The following is an 18597-nucleotide window of genomic DNA, read 5'->3' as shown; positions in this document are numbered from 1 at the left end:
ATACATACCTATAAATGATTTGGTAGATCACGCTTATGGCAACCATCAATTATGAACGACTACAAGGCAAGCTTAATATTTTAGCGGACGCCGCTAAATACGATGTCTCTTGCTCCTCCTCTGCTGGCACGCGCAAAAACCAAGGCGGCGGTCTGGGTGATGCTTCAAAGACAGGCATTTGCCACAGCTATACCGAAGACGGTCGCTGCGTTAGCTTGCTCAAAATTCTGCTGACCAATCACTGTATATACGACTGTGCTTATTGTACGTCACGTAAAAGTAATGACACCCCGCGCGCCGCTTTTACGGTGGAAGAAGTGGTGGATTTGACCATGCAGTTTTATCGCCGTAACTATATCGAGGGGCTGTTTCTCAGCTCAGGTATCTTTAAAAATGGCGACTACACCATGGAGCGACTGGTCGAGGTCGCCAAGATACTGCGTACTCGTGAGCGCTTTAACGGTTATATTCATTTAAAGACCATCCCTGGCGCGTCAAAAGCGCTATTGTTAGAAGCGGGGCTTTATGCAGACCGCTTGAGCGTCAATATCGAGATTCCTACCAAATCAGGGCTGGCGTTGCTTGCTCCAGAAAAATCTCACGACGAGCTAAAAGCGCCGATGCAGACGGTAAAAGAAGAGATCGTCACGATTCGTGAGAGCCGTAAAACGCACAAAAAAGCACCAAAGTTCACTCCAGCGGGTCAAACCAGTCAAATGATAGTTGGGGCGAGCAACGAGACCGACTTACAAGTGATTCAGTTATCAAGTCACTTTTATAAGCAGTATGATCTTAAACGCGTCTACTACTCAGGGTACGTGCCGATGCTCTCTGACAATCGCCTGCCAGCGATCGGTACGCCGGTGCCTATGGTCCGCGAAAACCGCCTATACCAAGCGGATTGGCTAATGCGCTTTTATGGTTTTGGCGCGCATGAAATCGTAGAGCCTGAGTCGCCATTTCTTGATTTAGACTGTGACCCAAAGCTCGCTTGGGCGATACGCCACCGTGAGCATTTCCCTGTCAATATCCAAACGGCAAGCTACGAGATGATTGTACGCATCCCAGGTATCGGCACCAAAACCGCCAAAAAGATTGTGACAGCGCGTAAGTTTAATCAGTTGACCCTTTATCATCTCAAAAAAATGGGCGCGGCGGTCAATCGTGCCAAATACTTCATTGCCACCACTGGTAAAAACGAGCATCTCGCCCATCTGACCCGTGACAACTTTCGTCAATATGTGCTGGCGCAAACACAGACCAAATATAAGGATCAGCGTAGTGGGCAATTAGCACTGTTTTAAAAAGGAGCATATATGCCAGAGCTGACCCCAAACACCGCGTACCCTGTTGATCAATTGACACCCAGTATTGTGCTTTATGAGCCAAGTTTTGAAGGTTGGTTAAGTGCTGTCTTCTATGTTTATGCTAATAAATTATATGACGATGAAGCACTACAATTAATTGCCCAAGACTGTTATGTACCCTCATTGATTGCTCAAGCAACCAGCGTTGTGCCTAATGAAGAACATGCAGAGCGCGTGCTAGTCAAGCTAACCCAGCTGCTCGGCCGCTCAGGTATACGCAACTTACTTTGGGGGTTTCTATCAGAAAAAGAGCACATCGGCACGACGTTATTTTGGGTGGTCAAATACGCCATCGATTATCCCAATCGCCATATCATGCAGGATGTCGGCAATTTGCATGTGCTCGAGCTGGTGCAAACGGTCAAATCTGTCGGCCGTGAAAAACACCGTATGGAAGCCTTTGTGCGCTTTGAGCACACCACCGATGATATTTACTTCGCCCGCGTGGAGCCGGACTTTAATGTGTTGCCACTCATAGGTGAGCATTTTCGGCAGCGCTATCAAGACCAGTATTGGGCGATTTATGATATAACGCGCGGCTACGGCATTTATTATGACAAAAGCAACAGTACAGCCACGCGCCCTGCCGCCTTGCAGACCATCACTGATCTAGATGATGCCGTCCTGCGCCGCCCTGCCAGCATTCATAGCGCAGATGAGCGGCGCTATCAGCAGTTTTGGCAAGGCTACTTTACCAACGTCAATATAACTGAGCGCAAAAACCCACGCCTGCATCGGCAATACTTACCGCAGCGCTACTGGAAATACTTGAGCGAAAAACAAATACCACCCAATGCCGAGCATATCCAAAAGCGGCGCTAATGTTTTTCGGTCCCATCCTTTATCTTCGTGGTTGAGTTTTTGCCACTTTTAACTGACAATAGCAACTTCATATTTGATTTGGTGACCCTCGCTGCTATGAAAGTGATGCGCTTATTATCGTCTTTAAAGCATGATGAATCCGAGCGTGGTATTTTTCATCTTGGCCGCGCCTTGGTCAAAAACGGTCACACCTCTATCATCGTCTCAAGCGCCGATGAAGAAAACGATCTGGTCAAACGTCTCAAGCGTGATGGCAACCATTATCATCAGCTACATATGAACAAAAAATCGTGGCTGTCGTTGCTGCGCGTCAACGCCCTACGCCGTCTGATCGAAAAATACGACCCCGATGTGATACATTTGCACTCGCGTACGCCTGCATGGATACTACATCTGGCCTTGCGCCGCGCGCGCCTAAAGCGCATGCCCAAACTGGTGTCGACCATGTACGGCTTTTATCCGATCAACAAATACTCCCAAGCGCTGCTCGATGTCGACATCATCATTACTGTCTCCGATAGTGTCACCAACTACCTAAAAAAAGGCCTGCGCCGAGAAGACGCAGGACCCAAGGTCATCAAACGTATTTACCGCGGCGTCGACACCCGCCGTTACCCTTATCGGCACAATCCGTCTGTCTATTGGCTACGGCACACCTTTGCAGAGTATCCTGAGCTTGAGCACAAAAAATGGCTGGTGTTTCCCACCATCATTGGCAATGAATATGGTCAAGAGTGGCTGATTGATATTTTGGGCAATTTGCAGGAGCAGTTCCCCAATATTCATGTCATCATCATGGACGATGATTATAGAGATGGTGACGTGGCACACGAGGACTTTCGGCAGCGTACCAATACACTTGGGCTGGCCGAGCGCATCACCTACGTGGGTAGCAAGCGCAATGACATGCGCGAGTGGCTATCAGCGGCCAATATCGTCATGGCGCTCGCCAATGAGCCTGAGTCCATTGGTATCAACGCCCTACAAGCGATTCACCTAGGCACCCCCGTCATTGGCTGGGATCAAGCGGCATTCAGTGAGATACTACAGCCGTTATATCCGCAAGGGCTGGTCAAAAAGTACAATGCCAAGGCGCTTTGTAAAGCGGTTCGCAATCAGCTAGAGAGTGTCACGCGCCCTGAGATGACCACCAAATTTACCATGCGTGAGATGATTGAGGCGACTCTTGAGGTTTATCAATCACTCTATGACGCAGCGCTGGCTGAGGAGCAAGCGGCACAGGACGACGCAGCGGTCAAACGAATCAATAAAAGCCTTAAGCGAGTAGCAAAATCCATTCCTGAGTCTACTTATGTAAAAATCGACCCAATCGATAACCATACAAAAATTAAGCTGAGTAAAGAAAAACCCAAGCTGAAACCAGAAACACAGTCACAGCCAGAATCAGAATCAGAGCCGACCACTTTAGATTCAGACACTTTACGTTCAGACACTTCAAGCGCTAAGGCAGCAGACGACACAGCATCAAACAACAACCCACCATGATAGCAGCGCTGACTTAGTAAGTCGTCGGCGTGTGCGCACTGACGATACGGGTGATGCTGTCGCTTGGGTTAATAAAAGTATGCGGCTTCATCGTATCGATCACATAGCTGTCGCCTTGATTGAGCAGATAGGTGGTCTCTTCGACACGGATCAAAATCTTGCCTTCAATAACCGTGCCGATCTCCTCGCCCTCGTGGGCGATTTTTTCTTCTGTCGAGCTATTGGGCTGATAAGTCTCAATCAAAAACCCCAAGTTTTTTGTGGTGCTGCAGTTATACACTTGTTTTAGCGACACCCGACTACCCGCCTCACTCAGCTCTAGCAAGTCTTTTGGTGTGACCACCACACGGGCTTTTGGCTCTTTCCACTCATCACTAAAAAACGTGGTCAGATCAGAGCCAAGCACAGTCAAAATCGCCTTTAGCGTATTGACCGCTGGGCTAACTTTGTTGCGCTCGATAGAGCTGATAGAGGTATTGGTCAGCCCTGACAGCTTGGCCAGCTTGCGCTGTGAGTAGCCTTTGGCCAAGCGTAATTGGTTGATTTTTTTGCCGATATCTTCTTCAGCAGACGCCTCTGTCTCGGCGGGCGCGGCGCTCGGCAGACTTTCGTCTCCTGCATCATCATCGCTGCAAACACTGTCGTCATCGGCCCCCTTATCATCGCCTTCATTATCGATTCCTTTACTGGCAGCGGCATCGTTATTCGCCTCATTGTCGGTATCGGTACTGGCGTCACAGCTGGCATCGGGGGTGTTGGTATCTCTATGATCTTCTTCGTTATTCAGTGCGTTGTTTGCTGGCATAGTGAATAAATTCCGTGAATAGAAACTTGGACAAGTTGTCTTTTTCATAGTTTAACTCAGGATGCCACTGCACACCAATCATAAATGGATGCTCAGATAAGCTGATCGCCTCGACTAGGCCATCAGGTGCCAGCGCCTCTACCAACAAGCGCTCGCCGACTTTATTGATGGCTTGTTTGTGCAAGGAGTTCACATGCCATTTTTTGCCAAACGCCGCCAGCCTACCTGCAGGCTCGATGATGACGTCATGGACGGGCTGATACTGCACTTCGAGCGGCTGACTGCTATCTTCTAAGTGCGGCTCAAAAAACCCTTCTACCTCGCGCCAATCAGGGTGAAGTGTGCCTTTAAAATGAACATTCATCTCTTGCAGACCACGGCACACTGCCAGCAGCGGCGTGTTTGTCTTGTCGGCATAGGCGAGCAGCTTAAAACTCAGCTCATCGCGCCCAAGATCTTGCTTGGCCTCGCGATGCGTCGCTCCGTACCGCGTCGGCGCCACATTGCTATAACTGCCCGTCAATAAGATCCCATCGACCATATCTAATAGCGCCTCAAAGTTGCTGCTGTCCGCTGCGGTATTGGGCAGCAAAATGGGGTTGCCGCCGTAGAAGTTTACCGCATCGATGTATTTTTGATATACCGCTTGTGAGGGCTGGCCGTCGATCATTTTGTAGCATGACACGATGGCGATAATCGGTTTGGCGTTTTTCATAATTGCGTTCCTTTGTCCGTCGCTTTATCTAGGCAGATACGCTCTCTTGCCTGATGCAATCCTTTGTTTAGCTAAAATCTAACACAACTTCTCATAAATTGTAAACTATAAACCTCAATATAAAGAGCATTAATATAAAAACCATCAAAATTAGCAATTTTACGATAATTTTAAATAAAAATTGACAACTATAGTTTTCATACATATATTGGAAGTCATCAGCAACGGAGTAAGCAAAACCTCAGTAACAATAAAATTCATAGGAAGAATAGACATGACGACAACCAATGGAATGGTCGAATCTGACAATAACACCGAATACGTTTATGTGGCCGCTGGCGACATTAATGGTTTACTTCGCGGGAAACGCATCCCTTTTAATCAGATGGAAAAAGCAGAAAAGGGCGCAATACGCTTACCGCTGTCGATCTTAGGCGTCGATATCTGGGGTGCTGATGTCATCGAATCCTCTCAGTGCAACGGCGATATAGATGCCATCGCCCGTCCTACCGGCCGCGCCGCCTACCCGTTACTCAACACCAGCGCCCCGTCAGCGCTACTACCAGTCTGGCTATACACCGAAGACGATGAGCCTTATTATGGTGACGCCAGACATGTACTCGATCACATCAGCAAAAAATTCAAAGCGCTGGGCCTGACGCCGGTGATGGCGACAGAGCTAGAGTTTTATCTGGTCGACTATACCGAAGGCGAAACCCCCAGACCGCCTATCAGACCCAAAAGCGGCCTACGTCTCAACAAAACCTCCATTCTCAGCATCAATGATTTGTTGCAGTTTGATGAGTTTTTAGATGAAGTCTATGCCCAGTGCAAAAAGCTTGATATCCCTGTCGATGCCGCCTTGGCCGAAAACGGCTGTGGTCAGTTTGAGATAAACCTACTACACGTCGACGACCCATTAAAGGCCGCTGATGATGCGATATTGTTTAAACAAGTGGTCAAATCTGTCGCCGCCCGCCGTCAGCTGACAGCAACCTTTATGGCAAAACCGTTTGGCCTACAGTCCGGCAATGGGTTTCATGTACATTGCAGCTTGTTGGACAAGGACGGTAATAATATCTTTGACGATGGCACAGATGAAGGCTCTGACATGTTGCGTCATGCGGTCGCAGGCCTGCTCAAAACCATGGCCGACTGCACCCTGCTCTTTGCCCCGCATGTCAACTCTTATCGCCGCTTCACCCCCGGCACCCTTGCCCCTAACAATATCTCATGGGGCTACGAAAACCGTACAGCCGCAGTCCGTATCCCCGGTGGCGACACAAAAGCGCGCCGTATCGAGCACCGCGTCTCTGGCGCTGATGCCAATCCTTATCTGGTTTGTAGTGCCGTGCTCGCAGGGATGCTCTATGGTATCGAAAACAAGCTGGCCGCCCCTGAGCCTATCAACAGCATCACCTATGACGATACGGAGCTCAAGACCCTACCCCTAGATTGGTTATCAGCCATTCGTAAGTTTGAAAGTAGCGATATCATCGACTCTTTGTTTCCACGCGAGATGATCGAGCTGTTGATCGCGGTCAAAAAGCAAGAAGCCAAACGCTTCGCCCAGCAAGTCACCAACCTTGAATACCTCACCTATTTACAGGATGTCTGATATGTCAAATAGCAACTTAAATGCTCATGCAGCAATGCCGCAAAACTTGCCATCCAACAACACGCGCAATATTCCGCATTATTCAAATCAAGGCCAATACCCTGACAGCTATTATGCCGCCAGTCGTAACCCAAAACCGGACAGACCGACGCTCAAAAACGACATTCAAGCAGAAATTTGTGTGGTGGGCGGCGGCTATAGTGGCCTATCGACAGCGCTGCACCTCATCGAGACCGACCATGAAGTCGTCGTCCTCGAAGGCGCGCAAATCGGTTGGGGTGCCTCAGGGCGCAACGGCGGTCAGATCGTCAATGGCCTAAACGCCAGTCTACAAAAAATCAAAAAATCCTACGGTCAACAAAATGCTGACTTCGTCGGTCAGCTGGTGACTCGCGGTGGCCAAATCATTCGCCGGTTTGTCGCTGATTATAATATTGACTGCGATTTAAAAGAAAAAAACATCTTTGCCGCCCTTAATAAAGGCCAGCTAAAAGACTTACAAGAGACGCATGCCCTTTGGGAGCGCCACGGTATGCATGATCGTGAAATGCTAGACAAAAATGGCATTCAACAGCATATCAAAACCGATGCCTATGTCGGCGGCGTCATCGACCACTCAGGCGGCCATCTACATCCACTCAACCTCGCCCTCGGTGAGGCGGCAGCAATCGAACAAGGCGGCGGCACCATCTACGAAAACACCCTAGTGGTGGATATTGAGTATGCCGATGACCACATCAAAGTCATCACCGAGTTTGGCTCAGTGACCTGTCAGCAGGCGGTACTGTGCGGCAATGCCTATCTAAATAAAGTCATCCCAAAGCTGACGGACCGCGTCATGCCAGTCTCGACGCAGATTATCGCCACCGAACCGCTAGGCGAGCTGGCCGATCAGCTGCTACCGACCGATGTCTGTGTCGAGGATGTGCGCTATATTCTTGACTACTATCGCCTCTCAGCGGACAAACGCATGTTATTTGGCGGCGGCACGGTCTATGGCGGCCAAGACCCCGCCGATATCACCGCCAAAATCCGCCCAAATATGAACAAAATCTTCCCAGAGTTACGCGATGTCAAGATTGACTATGCGTGGAGCGGCAACTTTGCCTTGTCGTTTTCGCGAGTGCCGCAGATGGGCAAACTACATGAGCGGGTATTTTTCGCTCATGGCTATAGTGGTCATGGCGTCACAGGCTCGCATCTGTTTGGACAAATACTCGCCGATGCCATCAATGGCAAAACCAAAGAGTTTGATACTTTTGCCAAAATACCTTGGATTCCCTTTCCTGGTGGCCGCGCCCTACGTGTGCCCTACTCTGTAATGGGCTCTTGGTGGTATGCGCTAAAAGACACCACAGGCTTATGATGGTATCAATCCCTTGACGTGTGCTCAGCGCCTCAAGACGAGGTACTCATCAAGCGTCAGTCTCGCTTTTTGAGTCACCCGTTTTCACGTTTGGTCTATTGCTACACCCCCTTATCATAACAACGGATTGTTGTGATAAGGCTTGGTAGAAAGTGGGTTTACCTGCTGTCTACTGGGCGTCAATCATAAAATAGAGCTTGTTCTATCAAACAAAGTTTTACAGGGAGCGTAAGTATGAACATGAAACTCAATGATGCTGTCGAGGGGCAATATCATAACAAACGAGTCTTTCTTACCGTCATCGCCGCAGTCGCCATCTATCTGGCATTTGCTTGGTTATCGTCCAATCATGACCCAGGCGAGTCTTGGGGCGCATTGTCTTTATTACCCACCTTGTTGGTACTCATCACCGCTATCGTCTCTAGACGGCCATTTGAATCCATGATCGCAGGCTGTGTCGCAGGTCTCGTGATGCTCAACCCCTTCGATCTGGTATCACCGTTTGCTGATAATATGTCGATGGTCTTGGGCAATGAGACCATTATTTGGATTATCTTAGTTTGCGGCCTGATGGGCGGGCTGATTCAGCTCCTTGAGATTAGCGGCTGTCTCGATGGCTTTAGCGAATGGCTCCAAAAAATCATCAAATCACGGCGGCAGTCTTTGCTTGCCACCTTTGCCCTTGGGGTGATTGTTTTTATTGATGATTATCTCAACTGTCTGGCAGTATCGACATCAGTCAAAAAACTGACCGATGCCTATAACGTCTCACGCGAAAAACTGGCTTATATCGTCGACTCAACCGCAGCGCCTATGTGTATCATCGTTCCCATCTCTACATGGGCAGTATATTTTGCGGGCCTACTAGAAGAAAATGGCGTGGCAGGAGATGGTGAAGGCATCGGGCTTTATATCAGTGCAATTCCGTACATGGCCTATGCTTGGTTTGCCTTACTTATCGTGTTTTTGGTGGCGTATGGCGTCCTTGGTAATTGGGGACCGATGAAAAAGGCCGAGGCGCGTGCTAAAGCAGGCAAGCCTGTCCCAGAGGATTTTGTAGAAGAGCAGCTGGTCTCAAACGTCAAGGCCAAGCGCAAGCTATCATTTAAAGCCAACATCATGAACTTTGCCTTTCCCATGATTTTGCTGATTATCTCGACCGTTTATTTTGAGATTGATCTGCTGCGCGGGGCGTTATTGACTTGTTTTGTGACCGTTATTCTCTACTGGGTGCAGGGTATTTTGAGCTTTGAGACCCAGATGGAGGCGGTATTTAAAGGCTTTAAAGTCATGCTCTACCCTCTCTCGACCGTCATTGGCGGGTTTTTTCTAAAAGCCATCAACGATGAGCTTGGCATGACCACGTATGTGATTGAGGCCATCACCCCTTATATGACGATTGTCATTTTCCCTGCAGTTATCTTTGCGGTCATGGCGTTTTTGACCTTTGCCACCTCATCGAGCTGGGGTCTGTACGTCCTTGCCATGCCGATTGTCTTTCCTATCTCATTAGCCTTAGGCGTCAACACCCCGCTTATGATCGGCGCGCTGCTGTCTGCCTCATCATTTGGTAGTCATGCTTGTTTCTTTAGTGACTCCTCATTACTCGCCGCCCAAGGCGCTGGCTGCTCACCCATGCAGCATGCGTTTACCCAGTTCCCTTATGCGATGCTCGGCGCGGTGTTATCTGTCATCACCTTCTTAGGTTTGGGCTTTATGATGGCATAAGCTTGGCTACCGAGCAGACAATATATGAGCGATACTGGTCGATATCATGTTAAGTACTGCGCGATGCAGACTGCTCGGCAAATAACGGACAGATGGGGAAGGACGCTCTGGTCGTTGCCCATTATTTACCACTCTGTCGTTAGGATTGGCCCTCGAGGTAAGCAATGCCTAGCGACATGGGCCCAAAATAGCTAGATTTGATACTAATCTAATTGGATACTAACAAGGAATAAAAATATGCGTACTGTTACCGTTGCTGCCACTCAGATGACTTGCGGCTGGGATATACAACAAAACATCGCCGCCGCCACCGATTTGGTGACCAAAGCGGCCAACGCTGGCGCCAATATTATCTTGCTACAAGAGCTGTTTGAGACGCCTTATTTTTGCCAAGTACATGACTTTGATTATTTTAAACTGGCAAGCTCAGTCGAAGATAACGCCGCTATCACGCATTTTAAAAAACTGGCCAAAGCGTTAGATGTGGTGCTACCGATTAGCTTTTATGAAAAATCGGGCAATACTTTTTTTAATAGCGTCACCATCATCGATGCTGATGGCGAGATACTGGGCACCTATCGCAAAACCCACATACCAGACGGTATCCCTTATGCCGAAAAATTTTACTTCACCCCTGGAGATACAGGTTTTAAAGTCTGGGAAACCAAGTACGCCAAGATAGGCGTCGGTATCTGCTGGGATCAGTGGTTTCCTGAATGCGCGCGCAGTATGGCGCTGATGGGTGCCGAGATTTTGTTTTATCCGACAGCGATTGGTGATGAGCCTACACTGGGCATTGACTCAAAAGGGCATTGGCAGCGCTGTATGCAGGGGCATGCGGCGGCCAACCTAATGCCTGTGGTGGCCGCAAATCGTATCGGCACAGAGACCATTCGCCAAAATACTCATGACAGCACTCTGCAGTTTTATGGTCGCTCATTTATCACCGATGGGCGCGGAGAGATTATCCAAGAAGCATCAACAGATAACCAAGAGGTCATCACAGCGACTTTTGACTTAGATAAGCTGGCAATCGATCGCCAGCAATGGGGCGTGTTTCGTGACCGCCGCCCATCGATGTACGCCACCTTGCTCACACATGGCTAATGGCATACTGGCTCATAAGACTATCATAAGATTGCAAACTGATTTGCCTGAACCTGAGGTACGTTTATATGTCATTATCTTCCAATTTATTAATCACAGACTCTGTGCCGCAGCAAGACGGCTTTTTTATGCCAGCAGAGTTTGCGCCGATACAAAAAGTCTGGATAATCTGGCCATACAGGGCCGATAACTGGCGGCAAAACGCGGCTCCGGCGAAGGCCGCGTATGCCGATGTCGCGCGGGCGATTCGTGAGTTTTGTGACGTCGGCGTGTTGGTCAGTCCTACTGATTATCTCGCCTGCCGCGCAAGCTTAGCTACCGATATCGAGGTCATCGCTATGCCCAGCAACGACGCGTGGGCGCGTGATATCGTGCCGACATTTTTGCTCAATGATAAAGGTGAGCTGCGCGCTTGTGATTGGACCTTTAATGCTTGGGGCGGTGACTATGACGGTCTGTACTCACCTTGGGATGACGATGACAAACTGGCCGCACGCCTGTGCGAGTATCTAGATATCCAGCGCTATCGTACTGACGGCTTTGTGATGGAGGGCGGCGCGTTTCATGTCGATGGTGAAGGCACGCTCTTGACGACTCGTATGTGCTTGCTGAGCGCTGGACGCAATCCGCAGCTCAGCGAGCGGCAAATCGAAGACCAGCTAAAAGTATATCTGAATGTACAAAAAGTGCTGTGGCTCGATGACGGTATCGACCCCGACGAGACCACCGGCCATATCGACGATATCGCGTGCTTTGCCCGTCCCGGTGAGGTGGTTTGTCTATACACCGACGACCCTGAGCACCCCTTTTATGAGGCGACTCAAAAAGCCTATCAGCAGCTATCTGCGATGAGGGATGCCAAAGGCCGACGCTTGACGGTACATCAGCTGTGCTGCACCAAAGTACCTGTCACCCTACCCGATGACTATGAGATTGAGCAATCTGACGATGCCAAAGCGCGCCGTGCAGGCGATGTTTGTATCGCCTCGTATGCCAATTTTTTGATCTGCAATGATGCCATTATCGTGCCGCAATATGATGATGCCCATGACAGCTTGGCCATTACTCAGCTTGAAAAAATATTTCCGCAGCATCAGGTAGTAGGCGTACGTACCAAAGAGATTGTCTATGGTGGTGGTAATATCCACTGTATTACCCAGCAGCAACCCAAATGCCTTGCTTAAACAGATAAACTTAAGCGAATAGGCAAAAACCTAAACGGATTTTAACGCTAACTAAGGAATATATATGAGCGACTATCAAGTAAATAACCCAGCCACGGGCGAAGTAGAAGCCACTTATCCGGCCGCCGCTGAGCAAGACATCCAAAACGCCATTGAGCAAGCCGATAACGCTTATCAAGACTGGCGTCAAGTGTCATTTGACGAGCGCAGCGCTTTATTGCACAAGGTCGCTGATCTGTATCTTGAGCGTCAAGATACGCTGGCGCGCATCGTCGCCACAGAGATGGGCAAACCCGTAGCGCAGGCCAAAGGTGAGATTGGCTTGGTGGCTGAGATTTATCGCTACTATGCCGATAATGCCGAGCAGCTACTTGCACCAAGTACCATCGAGGTCGATAGCGGTCACGCCTCTGTCGAGAAGCACCCTGTCGGGGCGTTACTTGGCATTATGCCGTGGAACTACCCTCATTATCAGGTCGCGCGATTTGCCGCGCCAAACCTCATGGCGGGCAACACCATTATCCTAAAGCACGCGCCGCAGTGCCCCAAAACCGCAGAAGCCATCGTCGACATTCTAAAAGACGCAGGCTTGCCTAAGGGCGTCTACAACAACGTGTTTGCCACCAACGAGCAAGCCGCCACTATCATCGAAGACCCGCGCGTACAAGGCGTCTCGCTGACAGGCTCTGAGCGCGCAGGCCAAGCGGTCGCCAAAATAGCTGGTGGCGCGCTCAAAAAAGTCGTCTTAGAGCTGGGCGGCTCAGATGCGTTTATCGTCGCGGCCGATGCCGATATCGAACAAGCCATCAAAGGGGCAATCTCAGGGCGGTTTGGCAATACCGGACAAGCCTGTAATGCAGCCAAGCGCCTGATCGTCATCGAGTCGGTCTATGACAAGTTCGTTGAGGGCTTTACCAATGCCGTCCGCGACATGACACTGGCAGACCCCCTTGATGAGCGCACCTTTATCGGCCCGATGTCCTCAAAAGCCGCCGCGACCAACTTACAAGCACAGTTAGACAGCGCCATCAAAGCCGGTGCCACGGTACTGGTCGAGGGCGGAATGATCAAAGACAAACCCGGCGCGTGGTTTGCGCCTGTCGTGCTGACCGATGTCGATGAGTCGATGGATGTCTACCGTGAGGAGTTGTTTGGTCCTGTCGCCGTCGTCTATAAGGCACGTGATATCGAGCATGCTATCCAGATTGCCAACGACGTGCCATTTGGTCTTGGCGCTTCTATTCAGACGCAAGATGCTGACTTGGCCACTGATATCGCCGACAAGCTAGACGTCGGTATGGTGACCATCAACGCCCCTTCTGGTAGCGAAGCAAACACGCCATTTGGCGGGGTCAAACGCTCAGGGTTTGGCCGCGAGCTTGGCACGCTGGGTATCACTGAGTTTTTAAACCATAAGCTGATTCGCGACAAGTCTTAATGCACCTTGGCCACGCCCAATGACAAAACAGCAGCCTAACATAAACTGTCAGGCTGCTGTTTTGGGCGATGAGAAGCTCTCTGTTTTTAAGCTTTCTTTCTATTTTCAGAGCGGCTCTCTTTACCGATCTTAGCGTTTAGGCGGGTTATCCTTGAGCCACAGTTGGTTGACGATCTTTAATTGGCGCAACTCTTCTGCCATGATCGACTCACTGATACCAGGGTATTTGATACGAGCATAGCTATATAACACAATGCCCAGTACCGTCCAGCCAAGGAAGATCCACCACTCAATTGCAGTTAGCGCTGATGGCATGCCTGGCATATATAGCATCAACAGACCAACGCTCAGCGCAATCGTCACCATACCGACCAGCTTACCTGCCGGTATCTTAAATGGACGTACCATATCAGGCTCGCGGTAACGCAGCACCAAAAAGGAGATCGCCACACAGCTATAAGCGATGACAATCCCAAAACCGCCCGCATCGACGATCCACACCAGCATCTTGCGACCAAATAATGGCGCAAGCGTCGCAAGACCTCCGATCAATAAGATCGCATTGGAAGGTGTCTTATACTTAGGATGCAGCTTGCCCAAAAACGCTGGCAACATATGTGCTTTAGACATGGCATAAAGTAGACGGCTGCCACCGATCAAAAAGGCATTCCAGCTGGATAAAATACCCAGTACACCGCCGATAACCAATAAGATACCAGCCCACTTGCCCTGCCAAGCATTGGTCATCGCATCTGCTGTCGCAAGCGTTGAGTTCTCTGCTTGTATCAGCGGTAAAGTGGTGCCCACACTCCACGCAATACCCACATACCACAACACCGCCACAATGATAGAGACAATCAAAAACTTGCCAATATTGGGACGCGTCAGGTCAATCTCTTCTGCTGCCTGCGGGATGACATCAAACCCGACAAACATAAAGGGCACCATCACGATGACGGCCATAATACCGCCGATACCAGCGATAAAGGCGGGAGCTTGTACAGAGTTTGTATTTTCAGGATTAAACAGTACCGCACCGATAAACAGTAGCGTACCGACAAATAAAATACCCAGTACCGCTGTTTTTTGGAACCATGCACTGACTTCCATACCACGAATATTTAGCCAAGTGACAATAATCGAACCCAGCATCCCAACGCCCACCCACGTGGCATAGACATCCCAGCCGGCGATGGTCCAAAGATAGCCTTGGTTGTAATTGGGAATAAAATACTCGACCACCGTTGGCAGGGCGACCGCTTCAAACGCCACCACCGAAAAATACCCAAATAAAATGCTCCATGAGCAGATAAAGGAGACATTTACCCCCAGCGCTCGATGCGTATAAGTATGCTCGCCGCCTGTAATCGGCATAGAAGCAGCCAGCTCAGCATACGTCACACCGATTAGTATCACGGCCAAACCGCCTATCAAAAACGCCAGCATTGCGCCCCACGTTCCTGCAGACAAAATCCAACCGCCAGCCAAGACTACCCAGCCCCAGCCAACCATAGCACCGAATGCTAAGGCAATAATATCTAGCGTCCCTAACGATTTTTTTAATTCAGACATAACCTGCTCCTTGTCTGTGTGTCATCCGTGTGAACCTCTGATGGTTACACTATTTTTTGTTTAGCGGGATAGTACCCTTCATAATTATCATATATCCCTTGTTGTCCATGCCGTCGTTTGCATCTTGCTTGATAGGCAAACGACAAAAACAGCAACGGCGTCTTGACTTGCAAGGCGCCGTTAGAAAAAATGTACTCAAAGCGAGTGCCATCATGGGCAATCTTGCTGTATAAACCTAGCCCTGCCAACCAAGAACACCGCTTGCTTGACAAGGGTACATCACACCATACAGGATTCAATCGTAAGCCAAGATAGATGACCACCGATTGAGTTAAAGACATACATTAAGCGGTTAAGATATTTTTGATGATATCTAGGCCTTCTTGGAGTACTTCATCTTCGACTGTCAGCGGCACCATCACACGGATGGCATTGCCGTACATACCGCAAGAGGCAAGCAGCAAGCCTTTCTCAAAGGCTTTGGCTTTTAGATCAGCAGTTGCTGCGGCATCCGGCTTGCCATCACTATCGACCAATTCAAACGCCAACATCGCGCCTTTATAGCGGATATGACCGATAATACTTAGATTTAAGTCTTTTAAGAAAGTTGCGATTTTATCGCCAATCTCCACACTACGCGCCAGTAGGTTTTCTTCTTCGATGACTTCCATCACGGCCAAAGCGGCAACGCAGGCAAGCGGGTTGCCAGAGTATGTGCCGCCCAAACCGCCAACTTGTGGCGCATCCATGATATCAGCGCGGCCGATGACCGCAGAGATAGGATAACCACCTGCCAAACTCTTGGCACTGGTCATAAGATCTGGCTCAACGCCCAATTGCTCACCAGCAAACAAGGTGCCTGTACGAGCAAAACCGCACTGTACTTCATCAAAAATAAGAACGATGCCATGCTCATCACAAATCTCGCGCAGCGCTTTGGCAAATGACGGCGTCACTTGGTGAAAACCGCCCTCGCCTTGTACCGGCTCGATGATCATCGCCGCCACTTCGCTAGGATCGATGTCTGCTTGAAAAATCATCTCAAGGCTATGCAGGGCTTGGGCTTCGGTGACGTTTAGCTCTTCTGCTGGAAACAAAGCATGAAACACAGGACCTGGCATCGGACCGAAGTTCTTTTTGTATGGCAATACTTTACCTGTCAAGCTCATGCACATGGAGGTGCGACCATGCCAGCCACCGACAAAAGAGATGATACCTGGACGCCCAGTCTTAGCGCGAGCAATCTTGACGCAGTTTTCGACCGCCTCTGCGCCAGTGGTCAAAAACAAGGCTTTTTTGTCACCGCTGATGGGCGCTTTTTCGCAGAGCTTTTCGGCCAGATCGACATAGCACTCGTAGTTCATGATTTGCGCGGCGGTATGGGTAAACTTGTCTAGCTGCTCATGGACGCGCTGGGTGATTTTGGGGTGGCTGTGACCGGTGTTAAGTACAGAGATACCGCCGATAAAGTCGATATAGCGATTGCCTTCTACGTCCCAAACTTCTGAGTTTTTGGCTTTTTCTGCAAAGACAGGAAAGGCCACACCAAGTCCAGTTGGTAGGATAGCTTTACGGCGCTCGAGTAATGATTGATTGGTGATTGTCATAAGAATGTCCTTTTTCTTTCTTTTTTGCGTAGGTGCCAGATGCGTCATGGCGGTTTATGGGAAGTACAAACGATAGATGGGACGCATCACTCTGACGAGTGTCTGAGTCCCTTAAGCTGCGACGATGCCGCATTAAGATAGAATGGTTAAAAAAAGCAGCGCCTGCTAGGTGCGATTAGGCACTGACATCAGAGCACCAGTACTTGGTCACCACATACTCTTCGATGCCGTATTTTGAGCCTTCGCGGCCAAAACCTGATTGCTTGACACCGCCAAATGGGGCAACTTCCGTGGAGATAAGGCCGGTATTATGACCGATGATGCCGTACTCCAGCCCTTCTGTGACACGCCATGAGCGCGCATAGCTACCACTATAAAAATAAGCGGCCAAGCCGTAGATGGTGTCATTTGCTTGACGGATGACATCTGCTTCGTCGTCAAAGGTAAAGATGGTGGCGATGGGGCCAAAGATCTCCTCAGAGGCGATATCCATCTCAGCGCTGATATCAGTGATGACGGTTGGATTGTAAGTCAGCTCTGAGGCGCCGTTGGTGCTGCCGCCAGTGATAAGCGTCGCGCCTTTGTCTAAAGCGTCTTTTAGCAGCGCTTGCACTTTATCCAAAGCTTTTTTGTTGATCAACGGGCCGATATCCACGCCTTCGTCCATACCGTTACCGACATTGAGCTCAGCGACTTTTTTGACAAACACGTCAAGAAACTTGTCTTTGATGCTTTCTTGTACATAGACGCGGTTGGCACAGACACAGGTTTGACCGGCGTTGCGATATTTAGAGGCGATTAGGCCATCAGCGGCGGCTTCTAAATCAGCATCATCAAAAACGATAAATGGGGCATTACCACCCAGCTCAAGTGATAGTTTTTTGATGGTTGGCGCACACTGTGCCATCAAGGTACGACCCACTTCCGTAGAGCCAGTAAATGACAGCTTATGAATGCGTGCATCACCGGTGAGGATATCGCCGATGGTGGAAGATTTGCCCGTGACCACTTGGATGACGCCTGCTGGGATACCTGCTTGCTCGGCCAATGCGCCAAGGGCTAGCGCCGAAAATGGCGTTTCGGTTGCAGGCTTGATGATCATGGTGCAGCCTGCTGCGAGCGCCGGTGCCGCTTTTCGGGTAATCATCGCCGCTGGAAAGTTCCAAGGGGTAATGGCGGCGCAGACGCCGACGGGCTGCTTTAGGATGACATGGCGCAATTTTGCTTGGTTGGCAGGGATGACATCGCCATAGACGCGTTTGCCTTCTTCGGCAAACCAGCGGATAAAGCTGTTGGCATAACCCACCTCACCGCGTGACTCAGTCAAAGGCTTGCCTTGCTCTGCGGTCATGATGATGGCCAAATCTTCTTTATTGGCATCGATCAGGTCAGCCCACTTTTGTAGTAGGGTGGCACGCTCTTGTGCGGTTTTGGCAGCCCAAGCGATTTGGGCGTCGTGAGAGGCGGCCACGGCATCGTTGACATCTTCAGTGGTCAAGCTTGGTACCGTACCGATAAGCTCGCCATTAAACGGATTGCTCACATCCAGCGTCTCTTCGCTGCTTGCGACATGCCAGCCGTCTTTAATCAAGCACTGCTGTTTTAGCAAGTCTGGGTTGGAGAGTGGTAACGTATGTGGCTGTTGTGACATTGTGACGCTCCTTGTCAGTGATAGAGTGCAGATAACGCTGCAACTCTATCGCGGTACATAAATGACTGTCGATAACAGGGTTTATATAATCTATATAAAAAGAGTCTATAT

At 49.7% G+C, this 18597-nt stretch carries 14 protein-coding genes; 9 read left to right on the top strand and 5 right to left on the bottom strand.

Annotated elements, in window-relative coordinates:
- Positions 1 to 35: 35 nt before the first annotated feature.
- The 3 genes from BTV99_RS04245 to BTV99_RS04235 are packed head-to-tail and all read left to right on the top strand — an operon-like array spanning position 36 to position 3695.
- Complete coding sequence (locus BTV99_RS04245; RefSeq protein WP_075101127.1) at positions 36 to 1304, top strand: putative DNA modification/repair radical SAM protein; 1269 nt, start codon at positions 36 to 38, stop codon at positions 1302 to 1304.
- Between the two features lie 12 nt (positions 1305 to 1316).
- Positions 1317 to 2189 carry a TIGR03915 family putative DNA repair protein gene (locus tag BTV99_RS04240; protein ID WP_075101126.1) on the top strand — a complete coding sequence of 291 codons (873 nt, stop codon included), beginning with the start codon at positions 1317 to 1319 and terminating at the stop codon, positions 2187 to 2189.
- 39 nt (positions 2190 to 2228) lie between these two features.
- A complete protein-coding gene (locus tag BTV99_RS04235; RefSeq protein ID WP_241900657.1) occupies positions 2229 to 3695 on the top strand; it encodes a glycosyltransferase in 1467 nt (488 codons plus the stop codon).
- Positions 3696 to 3708: 13 nt separating this feature from the next.
- Here BTV99_RS04235 and BTV99_RS04230 read toward each other — a convergent pair whose 3' ends face one another.
- On the bottom strand, positions 3709 to 4500 hold the full coding sequence (locus tag BTV99_RS04230) for a cupin domain-containing protein (RefSeq protein WP_083608520.1): 792 nt from the start codon (positions 4498 to 4500) through the stop codon (positions 3709 to 3711).
- Entirely contained in the window at positions 4475 to 5215 is a 741-nt protein-coding gene (locus BTV99_RS04225; protein ID WP_075101125.1) for a gamma-glutamyl-gamma-aminobutyrate hydrolase family protein, read from the bottom strand. The genes BTV99_RS04230 and BTV99_RS04225 overlap by 26 nt, the downstream gene beginning before the upstream one ends.
- A gap of 274 nt (positions 5216 to 5489) precedes the next feature.
- On the opposite strand from BTV99_RS04225, the gene BTV99_RS04220 reads away from it, so the two are divergent.
- The 6 genes from BTV99_RS04220 (at position 5490) to BTV99_RS04195 (ending at position 13656) form a co-directional block, all read left to right on the top strand.
- A complete protein-coding gene (locus tag BTV99_RS04220) occupies positions 5490 to 6833 on the top strand; it encodes a glutamine synthetase family protein (RefSeq protein ID WP_075101124.1) in 1344 nt (447 codons plus the stop codon).
- A 1-nt stretch (position 6834) separates the two neighbouring features.
- Positions 6835 to 8199 (top strand): FAD-binding oxidoreductase, encoded by a 1365-nt coding sequence (locus tag BTV99_RS04215; RefSeq protein ID WP_256713727.1) that lies wholly within the window; start codon positions 6835 to 6837, stop codon positions 8197 to 8199.
- Positions 8200 to 8433: 234 nt separating this feature from the next.
- Positions 8434 to 9927, top strand: a complete 1494-nt coding sequence (locus tag BTV99_RS04210; protein ID WP_075101123.1) for a Na+/H+ antiporter NhaC family protein — start codon at positions 8434 to 8436, stop codon at positions 9925 to 9927.
- A gap of 237 nt (positions 9928 to 10164) precedes the next feature.
- Positions 10165 to 11034 carry an N-carbamoylputrescine amidase gene (aguB, locus tag BTV99_RS04205; RefSeq protein WP_075101122.1) on the top strand — a complete coding sequence of 290 codons (870 nt, stop codon included), beginning with the start codon at positions 10165 to 10167 and terminating at the stop codon, positions 11032 to 11034.
- 68 nt (positions 11035 to 11102) lie between these two features.
- Positions 11103 to 12218 carry an agmatine deiminase gene (gene aguA / locus BTV99_RS04200; RefSeq protein ID WP_075101121.1) on the top strand — a complete coding sequence of 372 codons (1116 nt, stop codon included), beginning with the start codon at positions 11103 to 11105 and terminating at the stop codon, positions 12216 to 12218.
- 64 nt (positions 12219 to 12282) lie between these two features.
- Positions 12283 to 13656 (top strand): NAD-dependent succinate-semialdehyde dehydrogenase, encoded by a 1374-nt coding sequence (locus BTV99_RS04195; RefSeq protein ID WP_075101120.1) that lies wholly within the window; start codon positions 12283 to 12285, stop codon positions 13654 to 13656.
- Positions 13657 to 13785: 129 nt separating this feature from the next.
- Here the strand turns inward: BTV99_RS04195 and BTV99_RS04190 are convergent, their stop codons facing one another.
- The 3 genes from BTV99_RS04190 to BTV99_RS04180 all read right to left on the bottom strand — a co-directional run bounded on the left by BTV99_RS04190 (position 13786) and on the right by BTV99_RS04180 (position 18486).
- Entirely contained in the window at positions 13786 to 15228 is a 1443-nt protein-coding gene (locus BTV99_RS04190; protein WP_075101119.1) for an APC family permease, read from the bottom strand.
- Positions 15229 to 15572: 344 nt separating this feature from the next.
- Entirely contained in the window at positions 15573 to 16835 is a 1263-nt protein-coding gene (gabT, locus tag BTV99_RS04185) for a 4-aminobutyrate--2-oxoglutarate transaminase (RefSeq protein WP_075101118.1), read from the bottom strand.
- Positions 16836 to 17010: 175 nt separating this feature from the next.
- Positions 17011 to 18486: an NAD-dependent succinate-semialdehyde dehydrogenase gene (locus BTV99_RS04180; protein WP_075101117.1), complete on the bottom strand. Its 1476-nt coding sequence runs from the start codon at positions 18484 to 18486 to the stop codon at positions 17011 to 17013.
- Between the last annotated feature and the right edge of the window lie 111 nt (positions 18487 to 18597).

This window comes from Psychrobacter sp. Rd 27.2, assembly GCF_001921755.1.
In the GTDB taxonomy this organism is placed as follows: Bacteria; Pseudomonadota; Gammaproteobacteria; order Pseudomonadales; family Moraxellaceae; genus Psychrobacter; species Psychrobacter celer.
Note: the sequence above shows the minus strand (reverse complement) of the source record. Positions and strands in the feature narration are given on the sequence as shown.